Annotated in this window: 12 protein-coding genes; 7 read left to right on the forward strand and 5 right to left on the reverse strand. The window is 65.9% G+C overall.

The window, feature by feature from the left end; genetic code table 11:
* Positions 1 to 44 precede the first annotated feature (44 nt).
* Entirely contained in the window at positions 45 to 827 is a 783-nt protein-coding gene (locus DYI42_RS13895; protein ID WP_213546592.1) for a fumarylacetoacetate hydrolase family protein, read from the reverse strand.
* Between the two features lie 165 nt (positions 828 to 992).
* On the opposite strand from DYI42_RS13895, the gene DYI42_RS13900 reads away from it, so the two are divergent.
* The 4 genes from DYI42_RS13900 to DYI42_RS13915 are packed head-to-tail and all read left to right on the forward strand — an operon-like array spanning position 993 to position 4,853.
* Positions 993 to 2,462 carry a 2-hydroxymuconic semialdehyde dehydrogenase gene (locus DYI42_RS13900; protein ID WP_244867920.1) on the forward strand — a complete coding sequence of 490 codons (1,470 nt, stop codon included), beginning with the start codon at positions 993 to 995 and terminating at the stop codon, positions 2,460 to 2,462.
* A gap of 30 nt (positions 2,463 to 2,492) precedes the next feature.
* Positions 2,493 to 3,329 (forward strand): VOC family protein, encoded by an 837-nt coding sequence (locus DYI42_RS13905; protein WP_213546593.1) that lies wholly within the window; start codon positions 2,493 to 2,495, stop codon positions 3,327 to 3,329.
* Positions 3,326 to 4,192 (forward strand): VOC family protein, encoded by an 867-nt coding sequence (locus DYI42_RS13910; RefSeq protein WP_213546594.1) that lies wholly within the window; start codon positions 3,326 to 3,328, stop codon positions 4,190 to 4,192. Before DYI42_RS13905 ends, DYI42_RS13910 begins: the two co-directional genes overlap by 4 nt.
* Positions 4,185 to 4,853 (forward strand): class II aldolase/adducin family protein, encoded by a 669-nt coding sequence (locus DYI42_RS13915; protein WP_213546595.1) that lies wholly within the window; start codon positions 4,185 to 4,187, stop codon positions 4,851 to 4,853. Before DYI42_RS13910 ends, DYI42_RS13915 begins: the two co-directional genes overlap by 8 nt.
* 101 nt (positions 4,854 to 4,954) lie before the next feature.
* Here the strand turns inward: DYI42_RS13915 and metF are convergent, their stop codons facing one another.
* A complete protein-coding gene (gene metF, locus DYI42_RS13920; protein ID WP_213546596.1) occupies positions 4,955 to 5,824 on the reverse strand; it encodes a methylenetetrahydrofolate reductase [NAD(P)H] in 870 nt (289 codons plus the stop codon).
* Between the two features lie 93 nt (positions 5,825 to 5,917).
* Here metF and DYI42_RS13925 point away from each other — a divergent pair, with 93 nt between their 5' ends.
* Both DYI42_RS13925 and DYI42_RS13930 read left to right on the forward strand, forming a co-directional pair.
* Complete coding sequence (locus tag DYI42_RS13925) at positions 5,918 to 6,826, forward strand: LysR family transcriptional regulator (protein ID WP_213546597.1); 909 nt, start codon at positions 5,918 to 5,920, stop codon at positions 6,824 to 6,826.
* 62 nt (positions 6,827 to 6,888) lie between these two features.
* On the forward strand, positions 6,889 to 7,677 hold the full coding sequence (locus DYI42_RS13930) for an inositol monophosphatase family protein (RefSeq protein ID WP_213546598.1): 789 nt from the start codon (positions 6,889 to 6,891) through the stop codon (positions 7,675 to 7,677).
* A gap of 100 nt (positions 7,678 to 7,777) precedes the next feature.
* On the opposite strand, the gene DYI42_RS13935 is transcribed toward DYI42_RS13930, so the two are convergent.
* Positions 7,778 to 8,155 carry a GFA family protein gene (locus DYI42_RS13935; protein WP_213546599.1) on the reverse strand — a complete coding sequence of 126 codons (378 nt, stop codon included), beginning with the start codon at positions 8,153 to 8,155 and terminating at the stop codon, positions 7,778 to 7,780.
* The gene (locus DYI42_RS13940) at positions 8,152 to 8,886 is read right to left on the reverse strand and encodes a rhomboid family intramembrane serine protease (protein WP_213546600.1); all 735 of its coding nucleotides are present in this window, start codon (positions 8,884 to 8,886) and stop codon (positions 8,152 to 8,154) included. Before DYI42_RS13940 ends, DYI42_RS13935 begins: the two co-directional genes overlap by 4 nt.
* Before the next feature lie 104 nt (positions 8,887 to 8,990).
* Here DYI42_RS13940 and DYI42_RS13945 point away from each other — a divergent pair, with 104 nt between their 5' ends.
* Complete coding sequence (locus DYI42_RS13945; protein ID WP_213546601.1) at positions 8,991 to 9,551, forward strand: tetratricopeptide repeat protein; 561 nt, start codon at positions 8,991 to 8,993, stop codon at positions 9,549 to 9,551.
* 181 nt (positions 9,552 to 9,732) lie between these two features.
* On the opposite strand, the gene DYI42_RS13950 is transcribed toward DYI42_RS13945, so the two are convergent.
* On the reverse strand, positions 9,733 to 10,548 hold the full coding sequence (locus DYI42_RS13950; RefSeq protein ID WP_213546602.1) for a hypothetical protein: 816 nt from the start codon (positions 10,546 to 10,548) through the stop codon (positions 9,733 to 9,735).
* Positions 10,549 to 11,346 lie beyond the last annotated feature (798 nt).

The raw sequence follows: 11,346 nt of genomic DNA on the forward strand, positions 1-11,346 counted from the left end.
GGGGTTACGCGGCGGCACGAGGCCGATAGGCGGGGGATCGCCTGTTAGGTGAACTGCACCGCAACCGAGCCGAGCGGGCCGAAATCGGCGTGCAGCGTGTCGCCCTTTTGCGCGTGCACGGGGCGGGTGAAGCTGCCCGAGAGCATGTAGTCGCCCGGCTTCAGCTCGGTGCCATAGGGGCCGAGCTTGTTGGCCAGCCACGCGATGGCCATTGCGGGGTGGCCGAGGACGCCTGCGGCGAGGCCCGTCTCCTCGATCTCGGAGTTGCGATAGAAGACGGCGCCCACGGTGCGCAGGTCGATCGCATCGGGGCGCACCGGGCGGCCGCCGAGGACGATGCCCGCACCTGCGCCATTGTCGGCCACGGTGTCGAAGATCTTGCGCGGCTCGGTTACCCGGGCGTCGATGATTTCGATCGAGGGGATCACCCATTCGGTCGCACGCAGCACATCGATCAGTTGCACCCCGGGGCCCTTGAGGGGGGAGTGCAGCACGAAGGTGAGTTCGGGCTCGACGCGGGGTTTGCAGAAGCTCTCGAAAGGCACCTTGGCGCCATCGGCGAGCAGTTGATCATCGAAGAGGTAGCCGAAGTCTGGCTCGTCGATCTTGCTGGCGGCCTGCATCGCCTTGGAGGTGAGGCCGATCTTGTGACCGACGATCCGGCGGCCCTCGGCCACCCGCGCCTGGGCCACGGCGGAGGAGATGGCATAGCTGTCTTCCAGCTCGATCTCGGGGAACATGGCAGAGGGCCGCTCGCCCTGCACCTTGGTGCGGTGGCTTTCCAGCAGCGAGTCTACGGCCTTGGCGCGTTGGTCTTCTGTCAGCATTCGGGTGTCCTCCGTTTGCGGTGTTTTGGACGTTTCAGGCGCGCTTGCCAAGAGATAACATGTTAAGCATCTACATGTTTATCGGTGATACAGAAATTATCGATAATGTTGTTGACGATGGCTGGGGCCGGTTCTACGTTTTTCGTGAAAGCAGGGAGGTGCGCCATGGATGGCGGTGACATGCGGATGATTACGAGCTTCGTGGGTGGCGTGGCCGTGGCGGGCGGCGAGACCTTCGAGGATATCAACCCGGCCACTGGCGAGGTTGTTGCGCTGGTGTCCGCCGCGCGCGAGGCTGATGTGGATGCTGCGGTGCGGGCGGCACGGGCGGCGCTCAAGGGGCCGTGGGGCCAGATGACCGTGGACCAGCGCGCAAAGGCGATGCACGCGATTGCCGACGGGATCGAGGCGCGGTTTGACGAGTTCCTACAGGCGGAAATTCTCGATACCGGCAAGCCGGTGAGCATGGCGAGCCACCTTGATATTCCGCGGGGCGCGGCGAATTTCCGGGCCTTCGCGGAGGTTCTGAAGCACACGCCGGGCGAGGCCTTTCCCTTTGTCGCGCCCGACGGGCGGGATGCGCTGAATTACAGCCTGCGCGGGCCGAGGGGCGTGATTGCGGTGATCTGCCCGTGGAACCTGCCGCTGTTGTTGATGACATGGAAGGTCGGCCCCGCGCTGGCCTGCGGCAACACGGTGGTGGTGAAGCCTTCGGAGGAAACGCCCGCGACGGCGGCGCTGCTGGCGGAGGTGATCCGCGATGCGGGGATACCGGACGGTGTTTACAACGTAGTTCAGGGCCATGGGCCGGGCGCGGCGGGGCAATGGCTGACCGAGCATCCGGGCGTGGATGGCATCACCTTTACCGGGGAGACGCGGACGGGCGAGACGATCATGTGTGCGGCGGCCAAGGGGGTGCGGCCGGTGTCGTTCGAACTGGGCGGCAAGAACGCGGGCGTCATCTTTGCCGACGCCGACATGGAGGCGGCGCTGGACCAGGCGGCGCGGGCCGTGTTCATGAACGGCGGGCAGGTGTGCCTGCAAACCGAGCGGCTTTATGTGGAGCGGCCCGTGTTCGAGCGCTTCGTGGAGGGGCTGAAAGCACGCGCCGAGTCACTGGTGGCGGGCGACCCCTTTGACAAGGCCACAAGCTTTGGCCCGCTCATCCCCAGCGATCATCCGGCGAAGGTTCTGGGCTATTACCAGAAGGCGGCGGCGGGTGGTGCGGAGGTTGTCACCGGCGGCGGGCGGCTGGAGATGCCCGCCGCGCTGGAGGGGGGCAACTGGGTACAGCCGACGATCTGGACCGGCCTCCGCGAAGACAGCCCGGTGGTGCGCGAAGAAATCTTCGGACCCTGCGTGCACATCGCGCCCTTCGACGAGGAAGAAGAGGTGGTGGCGCGGGCGAATGACACGCCCTACGGCCTCGCCTCCATGCTCTGGACGCAGGATGTGAGCCGCGCGCACAGGGTTGCGGCGCAGCTTGAGGCGGGGATCACATGGGTGAACTCGTGGTTCGTCCGAGACCTTCGCACCGCCTTCGGCGGGATGAAGGCCAGCGGCATCGGGCGCGAGGGCGGCGTGCATGGCTTGGAATTCTACACCGAGACCCGCAATATCTGCGTGAAGCTCTGAGGCGGGAGGCCCGGCGTGGGAGGCTCAGGCGTGATCGAGAAACTGGCCTATGTGCGTCGAGGTGTGGCCGATCTGGGCCGAGCCGCGGCCTTCGCCGAGGATATCGTGGGCTTGCAGCGGGTGGAGGCGGGCGAGGGCGTGGCCCTGTTCCGCTCCGATGCGCGCGACCATTCGCTTGCACTGGTGGAGGGCGAGGCAGGCGCGTCGCTCGGGCTGGAGCTGCGCGACATGGGCGCGCTGAAGGCCCTGGAGCAGAGGTTGGCCGGGCGCGAGACATGGCGCGGCAGCGAAGCGGAGTGCGCGGCGCGGCGGTGCAAGGCGTTGTTGGGCCTCAAGCTGCGTGGCGGGCTGGCGCTGGAGTTCGTGGTGCGCCCCCTGTCGAGCGGATGGCGCTATCACGGGCCGCGCGATGCGGGGATCTGCGGCCTGTCCGGCGTGGTGCTGGCAAGCACCGATGTGGAGGCCGACGTGGCGCTTTGGTGCGAGGTGCTGGGGGCGCGGGTGAGCGACTGGGTGGGCGAGGGTGCCTACCTTGCGATAGACGAGGCGCACCACCGGGTGCTTCTCCTGCCCTCGGCCCGCGACGGGCTGCTGGAAGTGCAGTTCGAGGTGGAGGGCATCGACCAGGTGATGCAGGCCGGATACTTCCTTCAGTCTCAGCAGGTCCCGGTTGTGAGCGGGCCCGGGCGAAACCCGGCGTCGGGGGCGCTTTTCATCAGCTATCGCGGGCCGGAAGACATGCTTTTCGGCTACGTGGGTGAAGGCGCGGCGCATGACGGGCTTGCGCGGCAGTTTCCGGGCGCGCGCAGCGGCTTTTGCGCCTGGGGCAGCGACAGCACGGTGGCGGAATATGGAGGGGAGGCATGATTTCTCTGCGAGATGTCAGCTATGTGCGGATGGGCACGCGCGACCTTGAGGGCGCGGAGTTCTTCGCCCGCGATTACCTCGGTCTGGAGGTGGCGGAGCGGCGCAAGGGGGCGGCCTATTTTCGCTCTGATCAAAGGGCGCACACGCTATGCTACTTCGATGGCGACCCCAGTGACCACGCGGTGGGCTTCGAAGTGGTGAGCACGGCCGAGCTGGACGAGGCCGCCGCCGCGCTGGAGGCGATTGGCCATGCGGTGCATGTGGGCACGCCGGAGGAGGCAGGGCTGCGGCAGGTGCGGGCCTTCATCGGGTTTGATGACCCGACCGGCAACCGGATCGAGCTGGTGGTGCGGCCCGAGATGAGCGGGCGGCGGTATCACGGCACGCGGGATGCCGGGATCACCGGGTTTTCGCACGTGGGCCTGTGCAGCACCGATCCGGTGCGGGACGAGGCCTTCTGGACCAAGGTGTGCAATGCCCGCGTCAGCGACCGGATCGGGGACGCGCCCTTGCTGCGGATCGACGAGGTGCATCACACGATCGCGCTGTTCCCGGCGCAGCGGAAGGGGATTCAGCATATCAACCATCAGGTTGAGTCTGCCGACGACATCCAGCGGAGCTTCAACTTCTTGCGGGAGCGGGATGTGCGGATGGTGTTTGGCCCCGGGCGGCACCCGACCTCCACGGCGAAATTTCTCTACTTCGAGGGGCCGGACGGGATGGTGTTTGAATACTCATCCGGCGTGGCCGAGATTGCGGATGAGCTGCTCTGGCGCGAGCGGCAGTTTCCGGCGGAGCCGAAGGGGTTTTGCAAGTGGGGCGCCAAGCCGGACATTCCCGAATTCCGCGACGACGATGAGTGAAGCGACGACTGAGGTGACGCTGCGGATGGCGGCCCGGGCGCTGGGGCGTGCCGGGCTGGCCCATGCCTACGGGCATTGCTCGGTCCGGCTATCGGAGCACGAGTTCCTCGTCTGCGCGCCGGTGCCGATGGGGCAGGTGACCCCGGGGGCCGAGGGCACGGTGGTTCCGGTGGACGGACCTTTGCCGGAGGGTGTGCTCGGGGAGGTGCGGATACATCAGCAGCTCTACAAGACGCGGCCCGAGGCGGGCGGGGTGGTGCGCTGCATGCCGCCTAAGATCATGGCGCTTTCGACCCTGCGCCGTGTGCCGCAGATGCGGCACGGGATGGGCGCTTATTTCAGGGCCGGGATGGCACTGTGGGACTCGCCATTGCTGATCCGCGATGATGCGAGTGCCGAGGCGCTGGCGGCGCAGATGGCGGGGATGCGGGCCGGGGTGATGCGCGGCAACGGTCTGGTGACGGTGGGAGAGAGCATCGAGGAGGCCGTCGTGCTGGCCTGGTATGCCGAGGATGCCGCCCAGATCGAGCTGGAGGTGCTGGCGAGCGGGCTCGACGGCGTGCTGGTGAGCGCCGAAGAGGCCGCGCTGCGCGACACATGGAGCGGTGGCATTCTGGAGCGGATGTGGGCCTATTTGACCTTTGGCGACCCTGAGGGGTAGCTCTTCGGGGCCTGTCGGCCCCTCATCGCATCTGCGAGGAAGACCGAAAGGGCCGAGGAGCGGCTTGTCGGCCGGGGCGGGACAAGTCCCGCCCTGCGCGATCACGCCACATTTTCAAGCGTTTGGACGGGCTGCACGCCGATGGCGCGGCACACGTCGCGGGTGAGGCCGGGGCGGTTGAGGGTGTAGAAGTGGAGGTGCTCCACGCCTTCATCCAGAAGCTCGCTGCACAGCTCGGTGGCCAGTGCGGTGGCCAGAAGCTCCTCGCGCCCATCACGCTCGGCGGCCTCGAAGGCATCGACCATCCACTGAGGCACATGGGCCCCGCAGCGGGCGGCGAAGCGGGCGGTGTTCTTGAAGTTTTCAATCGGCAGAACACCCGGGATCACCGGCTTGTCGATCCCCGCCGCAGCGCAGGCATCTCGGAACCGCAGGAAAGTTTCCGCCTCGAAGAAGAACTGGGTGATGGCCTCATCGGCCCCGGCCTCGAACTTCTTCTTGAGCCATGCCACATCGGCACCCTCAGCCTTGGCCTCGGGGTGCGGATCGGGGTAGGCGCCGACGCGGATCTTGAAATCGCCGGTGTCCTTGAGGGCGGTGATCAGCTCGCAGGCGTTGGCGAAGCCATCGGGGTGCGGCTCGAACCCGGCGCTGCCCTTTGGCGGATCGCCCCGCAGCGCCACGATCTCGCGCACGCCCGCTTCGTAGAAGCCGCGGGCGATTCCCAGCGTCTCTTCGCGACTCGCGTTCACGCAGGTGAGATGGGCGGCCACGTTGAGGCCGGAGGACTTGTGCAGCGTTGCCACCGCATCGCGCGTCAGCTCACGGGTCGTGCCGCCTGCGCCGTAAGTCACCGACACGAAAGAGGGATCGAGCGGGGCCAGAACCTGGACGGTATCCCAAAGGCGGAAGCTCGCCTCTAGGTTTTGCGGCGGGAAGAATTCGAAGGAAACGGAAGGGGCGGCGGGCATGACGGTTTACTGTCCTCTTTTGTCGGTTTTGGTTGTCGCAAATCCGCGGCTGTGAAACAAGCTCATAACTCTCAACACGATCATGAGTTTCACATGCATATCGAATTTCGCCATCTCCGCTCGGTGCGGGCGATCCATCAGGCCGGTGGGCTGGCGCGGGCGGCGGATATGCTCAACATCACCCAATCGGCCCTGAGCCATCAGATCAAGGGGCTGGAGGACCAGGCGGGAGTGGAGCTGTTTGTACGGCGCAGCAAGCCGTTGAAGCTTTCGGCCGCCGGGCACAGGTTATTGAGGCTGGCCGAGAAGGTGCTGCCCGAGATCGAAGCGCTGGAGCAGGACTTCAAGGCGCTGCGCTCGGGCAAGACCGGGCGGCTGCATATCGCCATCGAATGCCACGCCTGTTTCGAGTGGCTGTTTCCGGTGCTTGAGCAGTTTCGCCGGGCCTGGCCGGATGTGGATGTCGATATTCGCCCCGGTCTGGCGTTTGATGCGCTGCCGGCGTTGCAGAAGGAGGAGGTGGATCTGGTGGTGTCGTCCGACCCCGAAGATCTGCCCGGCATCAGCTTTGCGCCGCTGTTCGACTACCAGCCCACCTTCGTGGCCGCCGCTTCGCATCCACTGGCGGAGAAGGCCTGGATCGCCCCGGAAGATCTGCGCGACGAGGTGCTCATTACCTACCCGGTGGAACCGTCGCGTCTGGACGTGTTTTCGCAATTTCTCACCCCGGCCAAGGTGCAGCCCCGGCAGGTGCGCCAGAGCGAGCTGACGGCGGTGATCCTGCTGCTGGTGGCCTCGGGGCGCGGCGTGAGCGTGCTGCCCGACTGGGTGCTGCGGGCCACACTGAAGAGCGATGACTATATCACCCGTCCGCTGACCGAAACGGGCCTGACCCGCAGGCTCTATGCCGCAACGCGCGATGCGGAGGCGACGAAGCCCTATATGGCGCATTTCCTGAAGCTCGCGCGCAGCGAGCCGGTGAAGCTTCAACGCGCGGGCTAGCCCTTGGCAGCGGGGCCATTCCGGCCTATACGCGCCACCTTGAACGCCAAAGGAGCCGGATGATGAGTGGCAGCGCAAACCTCAACACCATGATCAAGGCTGCCCGCAAGGCGGGCCGCTCGCTGGTGAAGGATTTCCGTGAGGTGGAGAACCTGCAGGTCAGCTCCAAGGGGCCCGGCGATTTCGTGTCGCGCGCCGACACGCGGGCCGAGGAGATTGTCAAGGAAGAGCTGATGGGCGCGCGGCCCACCTATGGCTGGCTCGGAGAAGAGGGCGGCGGCGAGGACGGCGAAGACCCGACACGCCGCTGGATCGTCGATCCGCTGGACGGCACCACCAACTTCCTGCACGGGCTGCCGCATTGGGCGGTGTCGATTGCGCTGGAGCACAAGGGCGAAGTGGTTGCCGGTGTGGTCTATGACCCGGCCAAGGATGAGTGCTTTTGGGCCGAAAAGGGCGCCGGCGCATGGATGAACGAAACCCGTCTGCGGGTGTCGGGCCGGGAGCGGATGATCGAGTGCATCTTTGCCACCGGCTTTCCGTTTGGCGGGCGCCCCGAGCTGCCCGAAACCCTACAGGCCTGCGCCCGGCTACTGCCGACCTGCGCCGGCGTGCGCCGCTGGGGCGCCGCCGCGCTGGATCTCGCTTATGTGGCCGCCGGGCGCCTCGACGGTTACTGGGAGCGCCGCCTGAATGCGTGGGACATCGCCGCGGGCGAGTTGATCGTGCGCGAGGCGGGCGGCTTCGTGGAGCCGATGGACGAGGGCGCGCGCGTGCTGGAGAGCGGTGCGATCATCGCTGCCAACCCGACGATCTTTGCCAAGTTCGCCAAGCAGGTGCGCGGGGCCTGAGGGCTGTCCCGAAGAGATTTTGGGCCTCCGGCGGGGATAGTTCCGGAGGCAAACACTCAAATGGAATGCGCCGCAGGCGCGCAATTGAACAGCGGTCCAGCTAGGCGCGGTCGGCGGGGTGGTTCACGCCGTCAACCCAGGGGATTGGCTCGAGCTCGCGTGGGTTTACCCCTTCGAGGCAGCCTGCGTTAACGCCGTATTCCTCGGGGTTCGAGCGGCGCTGGTGGTGGGTGTAGATACCGCACGTGGCGCAGAACCAGTGTTTGGCGGTCCGGGTGCCCCAGCTGTAGAAGGTGAGGTTGTCTGCGCCTTTCACGATCTTCAGGTCGGCCAGTTTGGCCGAGACGGGCGCGGCGCCGCGGCGGCGGCAGAAGGAGCAGTCGCACCGGCGGATCGAGCCGAGGCCTGCGGGGACGAGGGTGACTTCCAGTTCCACCGCGCCGCAATGGCAGGTGGCACGGCGGGGCGATTCTGTCATTTCCGTCTCCTGACGGTCGGGATGGAGGTGGTGGAGAGATTGCCGTAGCTGGTGTCGGGGTGGGGAGGGTGGCCGTCGGTCTTGCGCCACCAGCTGGCAGCGCCCTCCTTGACGAACCAGGGCAGGGCGCCGATCATGCCCGCAACGAAGCCGCCGACGTGGGCCCAATAGGCGACGCCAGCCCCGGTTCCGACGGTCATCGTGCCATTGATGAGTTGCAGGCCGAACCAGACGGCGAGCACGATCCAGGCCGGGATGGGCCAGATCTTGGGGATGATGACGATGATGAAGAGCACGTCGATCTTCGCTTTTGGATAGAGCAGCAGGTAGCCGCCCATCACCCCCGCGATCGCCCCCGAGGCGCCCACCATCGGCACCATGCTCCCCGGCGAGGAGATCACGTGCAGCCATGTCGCCACGACGCCGGTTGCGAGGTAGAAGCCGAGGAAGGCGAAGGGGCCCATCTCCTCTTCGAGGTTGTCGCCAAAGATCCACAAAAACAGCATGTTGCCGGCAAGGTGCATGAAGCCGCCGTGGAGAAACATGGCGGTGAGGTAATCGAGCGCCTCGACGCGCGCAGGGGTGACTCCGAACTCGGAATAGAGCGCGTAAAGCTGGCGGTCATTCAGGGGCAAAGTGACCAGGAAAAACACCGCGATGTTGATCACGATCAGCCCGAGCGTGACCCAGGGGGTGGAGCGGGAGGGGTTGTGATCGCGGATCGGGAACATGGCCGATAGGTGCCCCGCAGGGCGGGTTTGGTCAAGTCGGGGCGCGTTAATCATGTTTTCGGGAGGGGAGTTGACGCGCGCGTGCCCGCCGGGGAGGCTGAGACATGGTTAGCAAAACGTTGATCCCCGCCCTCATCATGGCCTGCACAAGCGGCGCAGCCGTGGCGGCGGAGCAATGCACGCAGGCCGTGCTGGTGGAGCCGGAGAAACGCGCCGAGGTGCTGCAATCGGTCCGCGAGGCGGAGAGCGCGCAGGCCGCGCGGGGCCATACCAACCAGATGTGGGAGATCTGGGCCACCGCGCCCGATGCCTATGCGCAGGAACTGCTCGACGAGGGGCTCGACCGGCGCGAAGCCTATGATTTCGAAGGCGCAATAAAGGCCTTCGACGCGCTGGTGGACTACTGCCCGACCTACGCGGAAGGCTACAACCAACGTGCCTTCATCCGCTTCATGCAGCAGGATTATGCCCCCGCACTCACCGACCTCGACGCCGCCATCGCCCGCGCCCCCGACCATTTCGCCGCCATCGCCGCAAAGGCGCTGACCCTGATGGGGCTGGGCCGCAATGGCGAGGCCAAGACGGCACTGGAAGCCGCGCTGGCGCTGAACCCCTGGCTGCCGGAGCGGGGGCTGATGGCGGTGCTGGAGAATCAGGACATCTGAGCGGGCAGCGCCGTGGGTGGCCGCTTTCGTGACCCGGGCGCACGCCGGGGCAGGATCTGGGCGTTAACCCTGGATTGCAGGGGGGCACAAGTGATGCACTGGGCATGCACAACCCATGCACATGTCATCCGACATAACAGCCGTTAATCAATGCACCGCACGGTGCCCAGAATGGCGGCGGTCAGTCGTTGCGCACGAGGCCGGAGAAGCCCGCGACGGCGAGAAGCGAGAGCGCCCAGCCGACGGCGATCTGGAGCCAGAGGAACCAGCGGGAGGCCCGGCCCCAGAGGCTCGCGGAGGAGGCATCGGGCACCCAGAAGCCCTGCATCTCCATCGAGACGAGGGGCACGAGGGTGTCGAGGGAATAGGTGTAGGGGTTGAAGCGCGGATAGTCCTTGCCTTCCTCCTGCGCGAGGAAACAGGCGGGCTGGGTCTGGCCGGGGGCGGGGAGGCCGGTGGCTTCCGCACCGGTGGCGAGGGTGAGCGGCTGGCCGGCCTCGACACCGCAACGCACCCACTCCGGCGCGCGGAGGATGAAGGCGTTGTTGGGCTTCATCGCGCCCGCGTGCTCGGCCATGCCGAAGACGGCGACGCCGAGGCCCCAGAAGGTAAGCAGCCAGACGAAGGCCTTGGAGGTGGCATGGCCATAGCCGACGCTGGTGTAGAAGAGATCATCGCGGATGGCATAGAATGGCCGCGCGAGCCGCCACCAGCCCGATGTCATGTGATGCACCCGCCGGGCCCTGCGCTGGCGCTTTTCCTTTTCGATCAGCACGGCGCGGGCGTCGGCGCGATGGCCGGTGTCCGCCAGCACCTTGGCGCATTGCACCCAGGGCTGGGGGCGGAACTCCTCTTCGAGATGGGGCGTGTATTGCTGCGAGAGCCATTTGATTCGTCGGTCGGCATCGGCCACGTCGCCGGCGCCGAGAAAGGCATCGTAGGTGAAGCGGTCGAGGTCGATCCCAGCCTCGGGCCAGCAGGCGGCGTGGTCTGCCACGGCGGCGGCGCGGGCGCTTATGAGTCTAACGCGCCCTATGACGTGGGTTTTTGAGTCTCCGTCGTCGCGAAGAAACAATGTTCCCCCGATTTGGGCATTTTCGGCAGTGATCGCTATTTCGCCGCTCCCCACCTCAAGGACAGCCCCGACACAAGCAAGGTCTCCGCCGATTACTGCTCCAACAAAGCGGATCTGTCCGATACTGTTTATGCCATTCAGGAATACGCCGCCGGAGGTCTTGAGTCTGTCGGCTTGGAGGGCGTCTTCGCCGCTTCCAGCGTTAATCTTAGTGCCGCTGCAGACTAGGTCTCCACCAATTTGTGCGCCTAGTAGATGGATGGTGCCAGTGCTAGTCAAGTTGCGGAGGAAGACACTGCCGGACGTCTTGAGCCCCTGGGAATTGAGGGCACTCTTCCCTTTCTCAGCGATCAGTTTAGCACCGTCGCATTCAAGGTTCCCGCCAATTTGCACTCCCGGGAGGCGAATTGTTCCCATGCTGCTGATGCTCTTGAGGAAAACGCTTCCGTTAGTCTTGAGCCGATCAGCATTCAGGCCGGGGAGGGCGCTGCGGGTAAGGTTTAAGCCCCTTATTCGAGTGTCGAGTAGCCGAGGCGGAGTGTCGAAGCGGCAGTCAACTAGCAGAAGGATGCGTGTGATGTCGCAGCCTTCCAAGTCGAGCAGGCCGCTGATGCGGGCGCCTGTGATTCGCAGGCCGACTTCGTGCAGGGGGTGGGGGAGGTCCTTGCCATTGGAGAGCAGGAGGAAGCGGAGGAAGTCGGCGTGGACGAGGGCGGGGTC

Origin of the sequence: Vannielia litorea, assembly GCF_018424695.1 — a bacterium.
Classification (GTDB): Bacteria; Pseudomonadota; Alphaproteobacteria; order Rhodobacterales; family Rhodobacteraceae; genus Vannielia; species Vannielia litorea_A.

Bases quoted from the DNA above. Each gene is read 5' to 3' on its own strand.
- DYI42_RS13900 (WP_244867920.1), top strand. From the start codon at position 993: ATGGATGGCGGTGACATGCGGATGATTACGAGCTTCGTGGGTGGCGTG.
- DYI42_RS13910 (WP_213546594.1), top strand. From the start codon at position 3,326: ATGATTTCTCTGCGAGATGTCAGCTATGTGCGGATGGGCACGCGCGAC.
- DYI42_RS13935 (WP_213546599.1), bottom strand. From the start codon at position 8,155: ATGACAGAATCGCCCCGCCGTGCCACCTGCCATTGCGGCGCGGTGGAA.
- DYI42_RS13925 (WP_213546597.1), top strand. From the start codon at position 5,918: ATGCATATCGAATTTCGCCATCTCCGCTCGGTGCGGGCGATCCATCAG.
- DYI42_RS13930 (WP_213546598.1), top strand. From the start codon at position 6,889: ATGAGTGGCAGCGCAAACCTCAACACCATGATCAAGGCTGCCCGCAAG.
- DYI42_RS13940 (WP_213546600.1), bottom strand. From the start codon at position 8,886: ATGTTCCCGATCCGCGATCACAACCCCTCCCGCTCCACCCCCTGGGTC.
- metF (WP_213546596.1), bottom strand. From the start codon at position 5,824: ATGCCCGCCGCCCCTTCCGTTTCCTTCGAATTCTTCCCGCCGCAAAAC.
- DYI42_RS13895 (WP_213546592.1), bottom strand. From the start codon at position 827: ATGCTGACAGAAGACCAACGCGCCAAGGCCGTAGACTCGCTGCTGGAA.
- DYI42_RS13945 (WP_213546601.1), top strand. From the start codon at position 8,991: ATGGTTAGCAAAACGTTGATCCCCGCCCTCATCATGGCCTGCACAAGC.
- DYI42_RS13915 (WP_213546595.1), top strand. From the start codon at position 4,185: ATGAGTGAAGCGACGACTGAGGTGACGCTGCGGATGGCGGCCCGGGCG.